Origin of the sequence: Paenibacillus sp. FSL R7-0302, assembly GCF_038006885.1 — a bacterium.
In the GTDB taxonomy this organism is placed as follows: domain Bacteria; phylum Bacillota; class Bacilli; order Paenibacillales; family Paenibacillaceae; genus Paenibacillus_AQ.
In genome coordinates this window covers 1,509,448-1,527,049 of record NZ_JBBOWB010000001.1, presented here as the reverse complement: position 1 = coordinate 1,527,049, position 17,602 = coordinate 1,509,448, and the positions used below count along the sequence as shown (strand labels likewise).

Below are 17,602 nucleotides of genomic sequence, written 5' to 3'. Positions count from 1 at the left end.
AGCAGCCTCTCCAAAGGAGAAGCTGCTGGCCTGCTTGTGTAGGTGGCACTAAAGAGCCGATGTTGAGTTATTGACCGAAATTGCTGTACTATGACCAAAATGCTGTGTTTTCGCACCATATTTCTGCTCATTGCACCGGAATGCTGAGCTCTGTCCCGCCGGAGGTGAGTACAATAATACGCTCTCCATCAAGTTTAACATTGAGCCGATCTTCAGGAGTCTGTTCCAGCATCAGGCCGAGTTCCTTTGCCCCGTCTGTCAGCGGCGCAGATGAAGGGTCGCCGTACACAGCAGAAGCCAGCCAATGAACTCCAGGCTCCAGCGATGCCGACAGGGTAGGCAGCACAGTCCGTGGATGAAGCAGGTTCGTGTTGGCATTCGGCGAGATAAGCTGAGCCTTGGTATAACCCATCAGCCCCTTGATGGCGCTTGTGCCCCATGGGGTCGCTGCCGCCGCCTCCAGTTCGTCCAGCTGCTGAGCAGGCTCCGCCTCCTGACCCAGCGCGAATCCGCCCTCGGCGGCATCCAGGGCCCGGCCCGTCTCGATCCGGTGAATCCGGATATGCCACGGCAGACCGGCTACCACCCATGTGCGTACCTCAACATCAGCCCAAGGCTTCCAGACGGACCGCAGGACGTTGTCCGTAATCTCTGATTCCAGATTCCGCCGCCGAACGCGGTACAGATTGTCCCCGCCTTCGCTGAGCGCCAACATGGAATCATAGGCTCCCTGTGCTAATCCCCATTCCGCACGCGGCACACTGAAGCCGAAGCCGGTGGAATAGACGAATTTCTCGTATTTGGCCGAGGTATGGGTATGCTCATTGGTGGACAGATGCCCGCTGTTGAAGGTGGCCACATGACCGGAAGCCGGTTCGCGGACCAGAACCAGATGCGGCGGATGCTGCACCGTCACAGCCGGAAGCTCCGGCAGCGGCAGCTCCGGTTCTCTCCAGAACGGATGCTCCGCGCCGAGGGCAAGCGGCAGGAAGGTCTTCAGCGCCCAGTAGGGCGAGCCGGGAGCATTATAATTCTCCGCCATGACCAGATTCGGATACGTGTATCCGATGGTCAGCACACCGGCTGCATCGAAGATAGGCTGGCGGAACCACCAGCGCAGGTTGCGCAGGACGATGCCTTTGACCACACCGGCAGGGAAGCCTTCCACCTCTGCATACGCCAAGGCGCTCCAGAAAGCAGACTGGGCGAACCGGTACGCCAGACTGCGGCCATAGGGAAGCGCAGCGCCGTCCGGGGCGAACCAGCCTATGAATTCAGCGGCGAACAGCCGGGCGCGTTCCTTGAACAGACGGGAACGCTCCGGGTCCTCCCGCTCCATCAGCTTGGCATACAGCAGCGAATAGTAATGGATGGCGAAGGGCCCATAATAATCGCAGTGTCCGCCAACACCGTCACTGTACCAGCCTTCACCCAGATAAAAGGCATCCATCCGCTCCAGATTCCGCTCTAGTTGAACCGCATCATAGGGGCGTCCTATCGTACGGAACCCGACATTCACCAGCACGTTGAAGAACAGCCAGTTGCAGTCATAGCAGGGACGGGAATTGATCTGGTTCAGCCAGTTGTATAGATGCTCCTGCTCCTGCTTGTCAAGCGGCAACCAGATATGCTCCGGCACTGCCGCCAGCGCGAAGCCGAAGGCGGCCATCTCGACCAGACGCTGGTCATAGTCCCTTACATCACCCCAATACTCCTCATGGGCCGGATCGGTGCCGTGCCGGATGCCTTCCAGCACAGTGGCCCATAGTTCACTGTTCCCGCCTCCGGCGAGCAGCGGAATTAGTCCCCAGAGCACCCGGGAGAAGCCCTCCATTCCGGCGGTGGCTGACGGATAGCTCGCTCCCGTAATCCCGATCTCAAGTCTTGCGCTGCCTCTGCTATAGAGCGGCTGAAGCGGCTCTGTCAGCTGCTCAAGGGCAGCCAGCAGGTCGTCCCGGGTCTTCAGCGGATTGCTCTGAATCCCCAGCTTGCCCGTCGCCGGATCGCCTGTCCCCAGATTTCCAATTCCCCGAGTCATCTTGTTGTTCGTCATTATCGTACTCCTCCTACTCCCAATAGAACGGGCCTGCTCCCTTAATCCGGGCCAGTGCCTCGACATAGAAGAAATCCCCGTAGATCAGCGGCACATCGATGTTCCGGTCCTCAGGAAAGTTACTGGTGCCGTGAAGCAGCAGGCCCTGTTCGGCGGGATTGTCCCAAGTTCCGTAATTGCGGTAGAGAGATTCCGTGATTCTCAGCGCCCCGTTCCGGTAGACAGGAGCCTCTGATTCTTCCACCAGCCCGGCCAGCAGCAGCAGACCGCTTGCCGCACAGGAACCGGCCGAAGAATCGCGAATCTCGCCAACATCGCCGGGAGCGCGGAAATCCCAATGCGGCACCTGATCCTCCGGCAGCCGGGTCAGGAAGAAATGCGCAACCTGCTTGGACGCATGCAGGTAGCTAGGCTTGCCCGTATGGTGATAGGCCAGCGCAAGCCCGTATAGTGCCCAAGCCGCGCCGCGCGACCAGGCCGATTCCGGCGCATAGCCCTGTCCGCCCAGCTTCTCTGCCACTTCGCCCGTCTCCGGGTTGAAGTTGACAATATGATAGACGGAGCCGTCCGGCCGGATGAAATGCTCCAGCACCGTATCCATATGTGCCTCCGCGATATGCCGGTAACGCGGGTCTCCAGTAACTTCGGAGGCCCAGAACAGCAGGCTGGTGTTCATGCTGCAGTCAATGATGGCGACCCCGCTGTTGTCCTCGCCTTCTCTCCAGGGATTCCAGGCCCGGATGTAGCGGCCCTTCAGGTTGAAGCGGGCGGCCAGATAGTTGGCGGCCTTCAGCCCGCGGACCCGTGATTCTTCACTGCCCGTCAGCTTGTAATTGGCAACGCTGGTCAGCAGCCACATGAAGCCCAGGTCATGGTCCAGCTTCACATAGCCATCCAGTACCTCATCCAGCCGCTCCTCGCAGCGCTCGGCTACCGCTTTCAGGCTCTCATCGCCGCTCCCTGCGTAGAGCTGCCAGAGCATGCCCGGCCAGAAGCCGGCAGTCCACCAGCTCGGCACTTCCAGGACATACTTACCGCCTTGGCTGGCATGCGGGAACTCCGCCCCGATGCTGATACTGTTCGTTCTCGTCTTCTCCAGCGCCTTACTCCAAGCCTCATCTACCCATGTCTGATCTATGGTTCTGCTCATCTGAATCCCGCCTTTATCTGAATGGTATACGCCTGCCGTCATCTACAGAAATTCAAAAGTAAACAACAATACGCCTTCCGCCCCGGGCTGGAGAACCTGAAAGTCCAGACTATGCCACACCTTGTCCTGGCCATAGTGATCCTGGTACACATGTGCGGTAATCTCCGGCCGGACGATCTGCGGATTATAGGTTACCTCAACGCCGTTCCCCTCAGCAGCTCCCGGCAGCCTTACGCTCCCCGGTTCCCGCACCTCCGGTCTGCGCCACGTTACGAACCGTTCCGTCCAGCTTGCCGGAGCTCCGTCATAGCGGTAAGTGTCCGTCAGCTCCAGACGGGGCAGCTCCAGACGGGGCAGCTCCTCCTTATGCCAGACCAGCGAACGGACCAGGGATTGCAGTCCGGCTACCGGGTATGCCCGGGCCAGCTCCAGCATCAGCTCATCCTTCGCCTCCGCTGCCGATGCATACAGCACCGTTGCCTGGAACTCCCGTCCTGCCCCCTGGTACTGGCCGTCAATAATCGGCACACTGTGGCCCTGCGACCCGTTACAGTCATAGCCGTAACGGCCGGCACCGAAATAGTCCGCCGTGTACTCACCGCTGCCCAGATCGGCCGCGAAGATCTCCCCCCGGCCGCTCAGAATGAATTGGCCCAGGTCATTATGATTATGCGGCTCGTCGTTATGGCCGCCCTTGGCCGCGAAGCCGAAGGCGCCGGCAGCGGAGATATGCCGTGCTACCAGCCAGGCTGCATCGGGCAGATAGCTGCTGCCTGCCTCCCACGACTCCTTCTCCTCTCCGGCTCTTGTCCAGATCAGATTGCGCAGAGCCGGTGCGAAGCGGCTGCAATGATCCTCTGTGAACGGGGCGCGGAGCGCAGAAGGCGGGCGCAGGACATCCGGATAGACGTCCGCCAGATAATGGGAGAGTCCCATATGCACCCGCACCCGGGGCACGGAATCGGAGAAATTAGCGACATTGCTGCCGTCTATGAAGCATTGCTGCTGGAAGCGGGCGATCTGTGCCACCTTCTCCTGCTTGAACCAGTCCAGCGTGCCTCCGCTTCTTGCACGGAGCAGATCGCTGTAATAAGTGAAATAGCCGAACCCGTAATTCCAGTAGCCCAGCCCTTCCTGGCAGGCCCCGTCTGCCCCGAAGCCCTGCAAATAATAATTCATGCTGCTCTCTGTCTTCAGCAGGATCTCCGCCAGCATGTCCTTGTCCTTCACAAGCAGCAGTGCAGCCGCCCCGACAGAGCCTGCGCAGACCGCCGCCCAATTGTGAGTCGAGGTCTCCCAGAAATAAGGGCCATGTGCAAGGAACGGCCGGAAGATTCGATTCTCCACCTCACTGCGTATCCGGGAGCGGAGCAGCAGCGGGAGTCGCTCTCCGAGCAGCAGCAGACATTCGCTTAAGGTAAAGCCTGTCTCGGAGGAGAACAGATCGATATGGCGGTTGATCTCAGCAGCCTCATGCTTCTCAGGAAGATGGGCGGGAACACACCATGTGTACTCATCGCAGATCGCCCATAGAATATCTGTAAGCTGCTCCAGAGCTGCTGCGTTCTCCGGCTCCAGCAGACTAAGGAACACATACGTATTCAGTCTTCTTCTCCGTTCAAAATAAGGCCGCTCATACTCCAGTCTCGACCCCGTCTGCCGGAAAAGGGTAAACAAACTATATGTCAGCAGCGGTATAGGCTGCCCTTCCAGCCTCCGTGCCTCTGCACGAATCTCACTGAGACTGGCTTGTAAGACTTCAGAAGATCCCGCCTCACTCCAAAAAGCGGCCGCATCCCCTTGCGGATAATATAAGCTGAGATCTGCCGGCTTCATGTTCTCTACGATTGCCTTAAGTTCCTGTATGTTCATGCCCAAGCTCCCTCTCCTGTTCGCTGTGTCTGTATCCCTTATTCCAAAGCATGGTCCCGCATCACATTCTCGCCGTCCGCGATTCTCCGGGCCGTCCATTTCATGTCTTCTCCCGACCAGAAGGGGTCAGCCGGAGGCAGCCCCAGCGGCAGGAAAACAGCAGCGCACAGATACAGACTGCCCGTATTAATGTAGCTCTCGGCCAGCTCCGGCTGATAGCCGTAGATCCCCGGCTGCAGCCAGCCGTTCTCATCCAGCGTGCCCGGGTATTGCATAATCCGGCTAATGACAGCGGTCAAAGCGCAGCGCACCTGGGCCGGGGGCAGCGAATCTTCCAGGAGATGCTGGAGCGCCGCCTGCGACAGCAGCTGAAATGCCCCGAACCGGTAAACGATCGAACGCCCAAGGAACGGATACGTTCCGTCCGGGGCGATGCTGCGCTCCAGCACGGAGGCATATCTCTGCGCCCGCTGCTGGACCAAGGGTCTAAGCCGGGCATACTCCTCATTCTCCTGTTCGAAAAGGGTAACCACATCCAACAGCATCGGCTGAATGACAAAGCTGTTGTAATAATCCCAGTGAAAATCCTTTCCGTCCCCGTAGACCCCGTCACCCTTGTACCAGTTCATGAACATGTGGACCGCATAACCCACCCGCATCCGGTCATACTCCGGGTCGCCGAGCAGGTATAGGGCTGCTTCCACCATCGCACTGAACAGCAGCCAGTTGCTGCCGCTGGGGGCGGTCCGCCGCGTCTGCTTGAGCGCCGCAATCAGATTGCTTTTGACCCGTGTGTCCAGCCGGGCTGTAACCGCTTTCGGTGCCCGCACCAGAGCATGGGCCAGAAATGCCGCATCGACCAGCGGCTGGCCCTCGGTCTTGAATTCCATATAGTCAGGCGACTGCGGATCGACCGCCGCAGCAATTGCTTCCAGCATCAGCCCGGCATAACGGGCCCTCAGCTGCTCTTCTTCACCCTCAAGCCCCTGAAGCTCCAGCCAGGGAGCCATTCCGCAAGCCAGCCTTGCAAAAGCTTCCAGATGCGCAAACTGGCTGCGCCCGCTATGAAACTCCGCAGGTAACTGTTCTTTCAGTTTCCGCGCGGAGAGCGCCTCCAGGACCGGCGTTCCAATCCGCAGCATCGTATCCAGCCAGTATTTACGCTGTTCTATCCCACTCATCCCTAGTTCCACCCTCTCAGGTATTCTTCTTCTCTAGTGTATTGTGGTATTATTGCAATGTCTTTGCGAATAGTGATGAAATATTGCGTAAATTGTGATCAACATGAAAGGGGCAGTGACAATGAAGCATGCCCGGTATTATGAAACGTTCGACGGCGATATTCTGGCCGGTATCGGCAATTCTCCGATCTCTCCGACGAGGGATTTCCATATCCATGACCACTATGAAATCTTCCTGTTCCTCGGCGGCAGCGTGAACGGCTTCGTGGACCAGTACAGCTATCCGCTGGAGCGCGGCGACGTCCTGTTATTCAATAATCATGAGATTCATAAAATCATCAACCGGTCCCCAGAGCCTTATAAACGGCTGACCATTCATTTCAAAGCCCCGCTGGTCTACCCGTTCTGTACGGCGACCACGAATCTGCTGGCCTGCTTCCAGAACCGCCAGCCCGGGGAGAATAACCTGGCGCGGATGGAGGAGCCGCTGCTCTCAGAGTATACCGACCTCTCCTCCCGGCTGATTGCAGCTCTGGAGCGCAAGCAGTACGGCAGCGAGGTGCTGGCCCTGACGTATCTGATTCAGCTTCTGGTGCTGGTCAACGAGCTGTACAGCCGCTCCCGTGCTGCCGTGCCCAGCACCATCTCTTCCCATATTCAATCTGCCATGAGCTATATCGACAACCACCTGCACATGAATCTATCGCTGGATCACATCGCCGGGGAGCTGGGCCTGGATAAATACTATCTCAGCCATCTGTTCAAGCAGCAGACCGGAGGCACCATCTACCGTTATGTCCTGCTCAAAAAGATCGCGTTATCCAAGCAGCTTCTGTCCGCCGGCAACTCCGTGTCCGATACCTGCTACCTGTCCGGCTTCAATGATTATGCCAATTTCATCCGCACCTTCAAGAACATTACGGGCATCCCGCCGGGAAAATACGGCAAATAAAGACGGCAGCGCCTATCCGCAGCGCTGCCGTAAAATGAACGATATAACTCGAAGCTTCGTCGTCACTGCGGTGAACATTTGGACTTCCGGCCGCTGCCCAATTTAGATTCCTTGATTAGAACCGCTCTTCGCGGTAGAAATCCAAATACAAAGGCGGTCGCTAGCGCTCCTTCAGTTCCAAATTTCCCCTCCGCTTCTTTTTGCTTTTTGTTAGTAACCCCGTTCCCCTCCCCTATACTCCGTAGGACTTACGCCCGTATAGTCCTTGAACACCTTGGAGAAATAATGCTGGTCGCCGAAGGACAGCAGCTCCGACAGCTCCTTCACCTTCAGCTCTGGCCTCAGCGCAATCAGCCGACAGGCTTCGGCTATCTTCAGCCGCATGCTGTAATGCACGAAGGTCTGGTGCGAATAGCGCTTGAAGATCCGGCTGACATAGGAAGGGCTCACATGGAACTTAAGCGCGGCCTCGGTAATGGAGAGCGGAGCGTAGAGCTGCTCCTGTACATATTGCTCCAGCTGCTTAAACAGCTCTTCGCTGCTCTTAGGCCGCTGCTGCCCGGCAGAGATCGCTCCCTCCGGCAAACCTATTCTGCTGCCCTCCTGCTCCTGCAGATGGGCGACCAGCCGCTGCATCACTTCGGCCAGCTGCTGCCGCTCCACCGGCTTCAGCAGATAATCGAATACCTGCAGATTCAGCGCTTTGCGCGTATACTCGAAGTCGCTGTAGCCGCTGATCAGCACCGCCTTGAGCGCCGGATTCACCTGCCTGCACTGCCCGATCAGCGCAAGCCCGTCCAGCTTGGGCATGCGGATATCGGTCAGCAGGATATCCACCGGGTTAGTCTTGATGTATTCCATGGCATCCAGCCCGTTCGAGGCGGTGGCGGATATACGGACAGGCAGCTCCATAGACTGCAAAAGAGCCTCGATATTCCGCAGAATCGGCTTGCTGTCCTCTGCAATGATAGCGGTATACATAGCGGTCCCTCCCGGTTCTAGTAGAAGTCTTTACTCATAGATGCGATAATCTGGACCGTGGCACCCTTTTCCCCGCCCAAGTGGTTGTAGATGTTGAAGAACAGCCGGTTCCTGTACATCAGCTTCAGCCGGTTCACCGTATTCACAATCCCCATATTCCCAATTCCTGAGGTATCATGCCGAAGCTCGCTAACCCCGGAATCCGAGTCCTCAATATTGTCCAGAATCTCCCTGATCCTGCCCGGCGCGAAGCCTTCTCCGTTATCCCGGATTTCGATGGCCCACAGGCCGTTATATACCTTCACCCGCACCTCAATCCTCCAAGGAGGGTCCGTATTCTTAAAAGCATGCTCGATACAATTCTCCACGAACGGCTGAATCACCAGCCGGGGCAGCTCAATCCGCTCAAGGCCCCCGTCCCCGTCAATCTCCCACTCCAGGTCGTCCTCGAAATTATGCTGAATCAGGGACAAATAATGCCGGGTATGCTTCAGCTCCTCCGTCAATGTCACATGCTGATAAGGGGAGGACACAATATACCGCAGGCTGTCCGACAGATGCTTGCACATTTCAGTCACCACGCTATTCTTCCCTTCCTGAGCGGCAATACTGATCAGATACAGCACATTATGAATAAAATGCGGGGCGATCTGGGCCTGCAAGGCGGAATTCCGCGACTTCACTTCTTCGTGGAGCGCAAGCTTTTCCCGTTCGATGGATTCCTGCAGCCGCTCCAGCAGCTCCTGAAAAGCGCTATTCAGTTGAATCAGCTCATTGTTGTGGGTACGGGGGCCTGTCTTCATATTCAGGTTGCTGTAGTTCATCCGCAGAATCTGGCTGCGCAGCTTGCGGATCGGAAGCAGCAGGTTCCGGGTCGAGAAGTAAATGAAAATGAACGAGAACAGTATCAGCGCGGTGATCAGCAGAATGGAGAGGTATTTCACCGAATTGACCGGGCCCAGCACCACATTCTTGGGGTTCACCACGTAGGTAGTCCAGCCCGTCTCAGCAGAGCGGTGGTAAGCCACATAGTTCTGGCCGCTGCTCAGATAGATTCCGTTAGCTGTTGCAGATTCAGAGGGAGACGCTGCGAATTCGGGGACCTTCTCCTCTTCCCGCAGTGCCGGAGAGCTGGAGACCAGCCGCTGGTCCTGATCCATAATATAGACTTTGCCGCCCGCCAGGCCCGCAGCAGATCTGTTCAAATACCGCTGGTCGAGCTGCACCGCCAGATAGCCGAACACCTGACCATTCTGGTTCCTGATCGCCCGCACAAAAGAGATGGCATCCGCCCCCTGCCGGTACAGCGCGTAACCGCTTGCATTCCAGGTCGGCAGGTTGCTGCTCTCTTCCAGAAACGGCCTGAGCGAAGCCGGGCTATCCGCATATCCGATATAGGATGCCACCCGCTCCCCTGTCAGATCATAGATCATCATATCCTCAATGTTCAGACTCGGCCCCAGCGCCTGGAACATGATGTCTTTCAGCCGGCGGCTCCGGGTCAGCCCTTCGAGGGTGAGCTGCGAATAATCACCTGCGGACAGCAGCGTGAACACCTCTTTGTTCGACAGAATCCGCTGGGAGAGCTGGTTCTGGTTACTGATATACAGGTTCAGCTGGTCGCTGACCTGGACAGCCGCCCGCTTCATTTCGTTCTCCGTCTTGTCCTTGAGCGGCTGGATCACCATATAATTCACGTAGACCAGGAAGCAGCCCAGCACAATCAGCAGCAGCAGCATGAAGGTGAAGAAGAACTTTGTTTGCAGACTGGCCTGAACCCTGCCTCCGCGTAATTTCTGTACAATAGTCGCCAAGCCCGAGCCCTCCCTGAACCTTAGGATGCTGCCTACTTTACAACCAATCGGGCGAAATGACAAGCCATCCCCGGAGTTCAGAATATTACACAGAAAGTGTCAAGTACAAACATGTACCTTGCGCCGTCCTCATTCTATAATGGGCAATGTAAACGGATTCAGTTCACAGAAAATACACTACGGGGGCGATCACATGAGTAAGCAAATGAAGAAAATCGCGACAGGCCTGCTCGCAGGAATCATGACCTTAACGCTGGCGGCATGCGGCTCTGACAATTCAGGTAAGGGCAATGCTGCGGCAACGGACAGCGGAGGCGGTAACAGCGGAGGCAGCAGCAGCGGCAAAAAGGTAACCATCGAGCTGGCCATCTCCAAAAGCTCGCAGGATTCAGCGTTCGTGGCCCAGGATGTGCTGGATGAATTCGAGCAGAAAACCAACATCAAAGTCAATCTCCAGTTACTTCCAGCAGAGCAGACTGCCACGGTACTCCAGACCAAGCTGGCTGTTGACGAGGTGCCTGATCTGATTCAATATAATCTCGCCAGTGCGACCACGGACCTGAATCTAGAGCGTAATTTCGAGATTCTCGATAATGAGCCTTGGGTGAGCCGGCTGCTGAATAAGGATGTGCTCTCCGCTTACGATCATGTCTACAGCTTCCATTACAGCCAGGATACAGGGATGCAGGGAGTCGTCTATAACAAGGATATCTTCAAGGACTTGGGGTTGAGCATTCCGAAGAACTACGAGGAATTCCTGGCCGTGTGCGAGAAAATCAAGGCCAGCGGCATTACGCCGGTGTTCATGCCGTTCAAGGATAACTGGGCGGCGAATATCTGGCCGGCAGCCGCTTTTGCTGACTGGGCAGCCAAGAATGAGCCATCCCTGTTCGAGGACATTAATGCCGGCCGCAAAAAGTGGTCCGATGTCCCTGAATTCGCCACCTTCCTGGACCAGCAGTATGAGGTCTACAAGAAGGGCTACACCAATACAGACATTCTCAGCGACAGCTACGATATGGCCGTGGGCAAATTCCTGAATAAGGAAACGGCGATGATGTTCATGGGCGACTGGCTGATCGTGAACGTGGCCGAGAAGGACCCGAATGTGCATCTGGGCCTGTTCGCCATCCCTTCCTCTGAAGATGCCAATCTCGGTGCAAGCCCGCTGGGCGGCCAGCTGTTCATTCCGAAGAAAGCCAAGCATATGGATGAAGCGAAGAAATTCCTGGAGTTCCTCGCCACCAAAGAGGTTGCCCAGAAAATGGTCGACAGCCAAGGCTCCGTCTCCAACTTCAGTGATGTCACAACACCGACGCTTCCCGAATACAAGCAGGAAATTGTCGATCAATATATCACGCCTAAGAAGACTACGCTTACTACCGATGCTTATATGATCGTGGACCGCAGCGAGCTGTACCGCCTGCTTCAGGATGAATTCGCCGGCGGTCTGGACGCCAAGGGCGTACTTAAGGCCTGGGATGAGAAATTCAGCCAGCTGATGAAGGACAAAGGCGCAGAAGGCTTTTAAATCAAGTATCTAATCTGATTAAGCATACAGCAGGCAGAATAGAGTCCGGCCAGGGCTTTATTCTGTCCTGGGCTATATAGGAGTGTGAAGAGATGAACGTATCCAAGAAGCTATACTCATATTATCTAATCTGGCCTGCGCTGCTGATCTATTCAATTTTTTTCGTGCTGCCCGCGCTGATCGGACTCTTCTATTCCTTCACCGACTGGCGGCTGGACAGAGAAGCGGTTAAGTTCATCGGCTGGGACAATTTCGAACGGATTTTCACAGATCGAACGCTATTGCTTGCGATGAAAAACACAGCGATCTTCGCCATCGTTACCGTACTCGGCAAAAATCTGCTCGGCATCGCGCTTGCGGTCGCTCTGAACATGAAGCTGAAATCCAAGAACCTGCTGCGGGCGATTTTCTACTCCCCGTCGATTCTTAGTGTTCTCGTAATCAGCATTGTGTTCACGCCCATGCTGCGCTCCGACGGGACGATTAACCGCATCTTCGAGGCGGTGGGTCTGCCTTCACTGAGCCAGGCCTGGCTGACCAATCCGGCTCTTGTCATCTGGACAGTTGCCTTCGTGTCCATCTGGCAGCATACCGGCTTCCAGATGGCGATCTATCTGGCCGGGCTCCAGTCGATCTCAAAGGAATATTATGAAGCCGCCACCATTGACGGCGCCGGCTCCTGGCGCAGCTTCCGCAGCATCACGATTCCGCTGCTGCTCCCTGCGATCAACATCAATCTGATGCTGACCCTGATCGGCGGCCTCAAGGTATTCTCCGAGGTATTCGTGCTCACCGGCGGGGGACCCGGCAATGCCTCCCAGGTGGTCGGTACCATCATCCTCCGCTCGTTCGGGGAAGGCAGCTGGGGGCTGGGCACAGCCGTCAATACCCTGCTGTTCGCTGCTGTAACTGTCATCGCCATTCCCCTGCTGATCTTCATGCGGCGTAAGGAGGTATCGGAGTAATGAGCTTTTCCCGTAAAATGGCCTGGCGTAACTATCTGGTGGAGGGGTTCCTGATCCTGGCCTCGCTCCTGATTATCCTGCCGCTCCTGATTATGCTGTTCGGCAGCTTCATGACCAGCTCCGAGGTACTGAAGTTCTCCCTGCGGCTCCCCGAGGAGTGGAAGTTCTCCAACTATACAACCGTCTTCAAGGAAGGCGGTCTGGGACGGGCATTCCTGAACGGGATGCTGATTACCGGCGTCTCTTCCATCCTGAACATCTTCACCTCCTCGGCGGCCTCCTTCATTCTGGTACGCCGGGAGACCAAGTGGTCGAATTTCCTGTACATGTTCTTCTTCATGGGCCTGATTGCCCCAATGTCCACGATCACCACGATCCGTGTCGTGCAGTGGATGGGCTTCTACGGCAGCATCACCAGCGTTATTCTGATCTACGCTTCGCTCAACACGGCGTTCAGTGTGTTCCTGTACAGCGGATTCATCCGTTCCATTCCGAAGGCGCTGGATGAGGTAGCTTTTCTGGAGGGGGCGAATACATTCTCTGTGTTCTTCAGAATCGTCACCCCGCTGATCGTCCCGGTCAACGCCACTGTAGCGATTATGGTCTTTATGTCCGTCTGGAACGACATCACCATTCCGCTCTACTTCCTGACCGACAGCTCGGACTGGACGATGCCGCTCTCGGTGTATAATTTCTACGGCAAATACAGCCGGGACTGGAACCTGATTTTCGCAGACCTTGTACTAACCTCCCTCCCCGTACTGATCCTGTATATATTCTGCCAAAAGTACATTGTTAGCGGACTTACGGCTGGAGCAGTAAAGGGGTAACCTCAGCCCTTTTTGTGGCTTTCTTGGACAAATGGATTATTCGGGCCGGAGCATCCGGACATACCCTACAGCAGACAACCTGATGCGGCATCCGGGAGAATCCGGCGCGCCTGCCCATCCGGTTGTCTGTCCGCCGGGCCCGGCGAGTCCATGAGCCAGAAGACATGAAAGGGGTTTTCATTCGTGAATACGGAAATAGCAAACCACAGAAGAAATCTAGCATCAAATTTTAATCCTTACGTGTTTGCGAGTTATGAACTTTCCTATTATTTTGGCTACGTCGCTGTCATTGATCCTGTATACAATAAGGTCACCAAACGGATTCCGGTAGGCCTTAACCCTGGTCCTATGTGCTTGAATCCAAGTGAGGATAAGCTCTATGTAGTAAATACGGGCAATGATTCGGTCACTATCATTGATGCATATAACTTTAACGTTATCAAAACCCTTCACATTGGCTCTTCGTCCACCTCTAGCGCTCCTGTTGCTATCTTCGCTGCTGCTAACGTGAACAAAGTCTATGTAGCCCATTCGGGTAACAGGGCCGTTACAATTATTGACTCCGTCACAGATACGGTTATTAAGCAAGTGGATTTGCCTAGCGGAAGCGGCTACCCTTTTGCCTTTGCCGGTAAGGTGAACAGTCTCTTTGTCTTTGTTGCATGTAAGTCTAAAGATAATGATAAAGGTAATGTTGTCGCCATTTCCGTTGACGATGATACCGCCCATCCAGTTGGGGATGATACTCCGCTTGAATTTGACGGGACCCACAACCCCTTGACCGTATACCCAGGCGGAGTGGAACTGGTCACACTTGGGCCGACTGGCATGTTGACTCATTTTGAACAACTTACAATGGGTCCCTCCAAAACTTCAAGTATGCTGGACAATACGGTATCCGGGATCTATCTGGATAACAAAATGTTATTTTGCACCTCGCGGGAAGATAGAGCCTATCTGAAAAAATTCAACAACCTGTTCATGGACCAGCAAGGAAACATCACCCATGATCAATTCACAGAAATCCCTAGCTACAAAGGCCAGGATAAAATCCGTGTTTCAAGTGATCAAAGTACTATTTGCATCACCATTCAACCCACCACTTTCCCGACAGGTGGTCTGCAAATTTACGATGTAAACGCTGCTAGCTCAAAGTTTGTTCCGCTCCCTTATGTCGGTGATTTAGCACTTTACGATGACATCATTGCCTATGTAGGACAACTGACTTCGATTCAACCGATTGCTTTGGGAAATCCAAGTAATCCCATTCCTGCTATTCCGATTGGCACAAGTCTCTCAGACCGCGTCAACGTGAAGAACATTATTTCCGGTTATAGCAATCAATCCTTGTAATGCACATTTAGTATAATAATCGAGCTGTCTCTTCAAGTCGAAATGGACTTAAGGACAGCTCTTTTTTTGCCAGAAATGCATTGTTAGCAGACTTATGGCGCGGGCGGTGAAGGGGTATCCTCTGCCCTTTTTGCGGCTTTGTTGGACAAATGGACTATTCGGGCCGGAGCATTCAGACATAACATATAGCAGACAACCTGATGAGGCATCCGGGAGAATCCGGCGCGCCTGCCCATCCGGTTGTCTGTCCGCCGGGCCCGGCGAGTCCATTATCCAGCAGCACATGAAAGGGGTTTTTATTCGTGAATACGAATATGGCAAAGCGTCGCAGAAATTTATCATCAGGTACTAATCCTTACGTGTTTGTGAGTTATGAACATTCCCTTTACTTTGGCTATATTGCTGTCGTTGATCCTGCACAAAATAAGATCATTGAACGGATTATGGTGGGCCCAAAGCCCGTATCTATGTGCTTGAATAACCAGGAGGATAAGCTTTATGTAGTGAGTAATGTCCAGGATTCGGTCACTATCATTGATGCGTATTCCTTTAAAGTTATCAAAACCCTTCCCATTAGCAGTTCGTCCGCTCAAATCGCTCCTGTTGCTATCTTCGCTGCTCCTCGCGTGAACAAAGTCTATGTAGCCCATTCTGGTGACAAGGCCGTTACAATTATTGACGCTGACAAGGACGAGGTTATTGCACAAGTGGAATTGCCTGACGGAAGTGGCTACCCGTTCGCCTTTGCCGGTAACATGAATAACGACTTTGTCTTTGTTGCCTGCAAGTCTAAAGATAATGATAAAGGTAATGTTGTCGGTATTGATGTTGAATATAACACCGCTCAACCTGTTGGGGATGATATTGAGCTTGAATTTGACGGGATCCACAACCCCTTGACCTTTTATCCAAACGGAGCGGGGCTGGTCACATTTGGACCGACTGGCATGGTGGTTGTTTCTTCATTTCATGCAATTTTAGAGTCCAAAGCTACAAGTCTGCTGGACAATACAGTATCTGGAGTATACCTGGACAACAATTTGTTATTTTGCACATCGCAAGAAGATAGAGCTTATCTGAAAAAATTTAAAAACCTATTTTTTAACGGGCAAGGAAACATTACCTATGATGAATTTACAGAACCCGCCAGCTTCAAGGGCCAAGATAAAATTCGTGCTACACGTAGTCAAAATTATATTGGCATCACCATAAAGCCCACCACTTCCCCGACAGGTGGTCTGCAACTCTACGATGTAAACACTTCTAGTTCAAAGTTTGTTCCGCTCCCCTATGTAGGTGATCTAGCGTTTGCCGGTGACAGCATGGCTTATGTAGGAGAGGTGAACTCGATTGTTCCGATTGATGTGGGAACGGCAACAGCGCTGCCCGCTCTTCTGATTGGCTACAATTCCACTGATCGCATCACCGTCAATAATATAATCTGCGGTTATAGCAATCAATCCTTGAATGTAGATTTAGTATAAAAAATTGAGCTGTCGCTTCAAGTCTAACTGGACTTGGCGGGCAGCTTTTTTTCTATCTTACTGGACATTAGGACTATTCGGGCCGGAGCATTCAGACATAACATATAGCAGACAACCTGATGAGGCATCCGGGAGAATCCGGCGCGCCTGCCCATCCGGTTGTCCGTCTGCCGGGCCCGGCGAGTCCATGAGCTAGAAGCACATGAAAGGGGTTTTTATTCGTGAATACGAATATGGCAAACTGCAGAAGGAATCTATCAGCAGCTCATCCTTATGTCTATGTAAGTTATGAAATAAATTCCAATTATGGATATATCGCTGTCATTGATCCTGTACAAGATACGATAGTCAAAAGGATTAGAGTGGGCAGCCGGCCTGGACCCATGTGCATGGACCCCGCAGAGGAAAAGCTTTTCGTGGTTAATACTGATAGTGATTCAGTTACCATCATCGATACGAATACCTTGAAGGTTCTGAATAGTGTTCATATTGGCAATTCGCTCTACAGGAGCTATCCTAATGCTATCTTCGCTGCTCCTAAAGGCGATAAAATCTACGTAGGCCATTCAGGTGATTCGAGCGTTACAATTATTGACTCCGTCACCAATGAGGTTATTAAACAAGTGGAAATGGTCCCACCCGGAATTGGCATCCCTTTCGCCTTTGCGGGCAATAAGAATAGCTCCTATGTCTATGTTGCACGCACGTTTGCTGATTTGGCACGAGATAGAGTGGTCGCTATTGGCATTGACGATGATATCGCTCATCCGTATGGTGAAGATATTGAGCTAAACTTTGAACCAACCAGCAACCCCTTGGCCGTTCATCCGGACGGGCACACCCAAGTCACGTTAGGATATAACGGCATGCTCACCTATTTTGACGGTGATGCAATTGGGGAATCCAGTACGTCAAGTTTGCTCGCCAACACGGTTTCCGGGGTCTACACGGACGACAAAAGACTATTCTGTACTATGCGCGAAGACAGAAATTATCTGAAAGGAATTAAAAATCTGTCCATAGATAAGTTTGGAATCATCACCTATGAGAGTTTTGTGGATTTCCCCAGTTACAAAGGGCAGGATAAAATTCGTCTTTCACGTAAGCAACTCTACATGGGCGTTACCATTCAACCCACTGATTTCCATACAGGTGGAGTGCAAATCGTTGACTTAAACGAAGGCTATCGCGATTTAGTTACACTTCCTGTTGTCGGTGATCTGGCGTTTTATTCAGATACCAAGGCTTATGTGGGAGAACTGAACACGGTTCGTCCGATTGATGTGGCAACTTTCACAGCTCTACCCGCTATCCAGATTGGGCGAGAGAACATCACTGTCAAGAATTTAATTTCTGGTTATAGCACTCAATCCTAGCAGTAATCAATTATATAGGCCATTAACCGTTAAGGCGGAGCTGTCTCTTAAGGTCGAATT

General features: G+C 53.6%; 13 protein-coding genes. 7 read left to right on the top strand and 6 right to left on the bottom strand.

What is annotated here, in order from left to right; genetic code table 11:
* Positions 1-127: 127 nt before the first annotated feature.
* Genes MKY96_RS06405 through MKY96_RS06390 form a run of 4 tightly spaced genes read right to left on the bottom strand, consistent with a single transcriptional unit; the run spans position 128 to position 6,256 of the window.
* Complete coding sequence (locus MKY96_RS06405; protein WP_340944467.1) at positions 128-2,038, bottom strand: DUF2264 domain-containing protein; 1,911 nt, start codon at positions 2,036-2,038, stop codon at positions 128-130.
* Between the two features lie 28 nt (positions 2,039-2,066).
* The gene (locus MKY96_RS06400) at positions 2,067-3,203 is read right to left on the bottom strand and encodes a glycoside hydrolase family 88 protein (RefSeq protein WP_340939281.1); all 1,137 of its coding nucleotides are present in this window, start codon (positions 3,201-3,203) and stop codon (positions 2,067-2,069) included.
* Between the two features lie 42 nt (positions 3,204-3,245).
* Positions 3,246-5,075, bottom strand: a complete 1,830-nt coding sequence (locus MKY96_RS06395; RefSeq protein WP_340939280.1) for a hypothetical protein — start codon at positions 5,073-5,075, stop codon at positions 3,246-3,248.
* 38 nt (positions 5,076-5,113) lie between these two features.
* The gene (locus tag MKY96_RS06390) at positions 5,114-6,256 is read right to left on the bottom strand and encodes a DUF2264 domain-containing protein (RefSeq protein WP_340939279.1); all 1,143 of its coding nucleotides are present in this window, start codon (positions 6,254-6,256) and stop codon (positions 5,114-5,116) included.
* A gap of 121 nt (positions 6,257-6,377) precedes the next feature.
* Here MKY96_RS06390 and MKY96_RS06385 point away from each other — a divergent pair, with 121 nt between their 5' ends.
* A complete protein-coding gene (locus tag MKY96_RS06385; RefSeq protein WP_340939278.1) occupies positions 6,378-7,208 on the top strand; it encodes a helix-turn-helix domain-containing protein in 831 nt (276 codons plus the stop codon).
* Positions 7,209-7,418: 210 nt separating this feature from the next.
* Here MKY96_RS06385 and MKY96_RS06380 read toward each other — a convergent pair whose 3' ends face one another.
* Both MKY96_RS06380 and MKY96_RS06375 read right to left on the bottom strand, forming a co-directional pair.
* Complete coding sequence (locus MKY96_RS06380) at positions 7,419-8,189, bottom strand: response regulator transcription factor (protein WP_340939277.1); 771 nt, start codon at positions 8,187-8,189, stop codon at positions 7,419-7,421.
* Between the two features lie 17 nt (positions 8,190-8,206).
* The gene (locus tag MKY96_RS06375; RefSeq protein ID WP_340939276.1) at positions 8,207-10,003 is read right to left on the bottom strand and encodes a sensor histidine kinase; all 1,797 of its coding nucleotides are present in this window, start codon (positions 10,001-10,003) and stop codon (positions 8,207-8,209) included.
* A gap of 193 nt (positions 10,004-10,196) precedes the next feature.
* Here MKY96_RS06375 and MKY96_RS06370 point away from each other — a divergent pair, with 193 nt between their 5' ends.
* From MKY96_RS06370 to MKY96_RS06345, 6 genes are all read left to right on the top strand, one after another.
* A complete protein-coding gene (locus MKY96_RS06370) occupies positions 10,197-11,534 on the top strand; it encodes an ABC transporter substrate-binding protein (protein ID WP_340939274.1) in 1,338 nt (445 codons plus the stop codon).
* Between the two features lie 92 nt (positions 11,535-11,626).
* Positions 11,627-12,499, top strand: a complete 873-nt coding sequence (locus MKY96_RS06365; protein WP_340939272.1) for a carbohydrate ABC transporter permease — start codon at positions 11,627-11,629, stop codon at positions 12,497-12,499.
* Entirely contained in the window at positions 12,499-13,329 is an 831-nt protein-coding gene (locus MKY96_RS06360; protein WP_339310624.1) for a carbohydrate ABC transporter permease, read from the top strand. Before MKY96_RS06365 ends, MKY96_RS06360 begins: the two co-directional genes overlap by 1 nt.
* A 183-nt stretch (positions 13,330-13,512) precedes the next feature.
* Positions 13,513-14,682 carry a YncE family protein gene (locus tag MKY96_RS06355; protein ID WP_340939271.1) on the top strand — a complete coding sequence of 390 codons (1,170 nt, stop codon included), beginning with the start codon at positions 13,513-13,515 and terminating at the stop codon, positions 14,680-14,682.
* Positions 14,683-14,996: 314 nt separating this feature from the next.
* On the top strand, positions 14,997-16,166 hold the full coding sequence (locus tag MKY96_RS06350; protein WP_340939270.1) for a YncE family protein: 1,170 nt from the start codon (positions 14,997-14,999) through the stop codon (positions 16,164-16,166).
* 233 nt (positions 16,167-16,399) lie between these two features.
* Positions 16,400-17,542, top strand: a complete 1,143-nt coding sequence (locus tag MKY96_RS06345) for a YncE family protein (protein WP_340939268.1) — start codon at positions 16,400-16,402, stop codon at positions 17,540-17,542.
* The last annotated feature ends 60 nt before the right edge of the window (positions 17,543-17,602 follow it).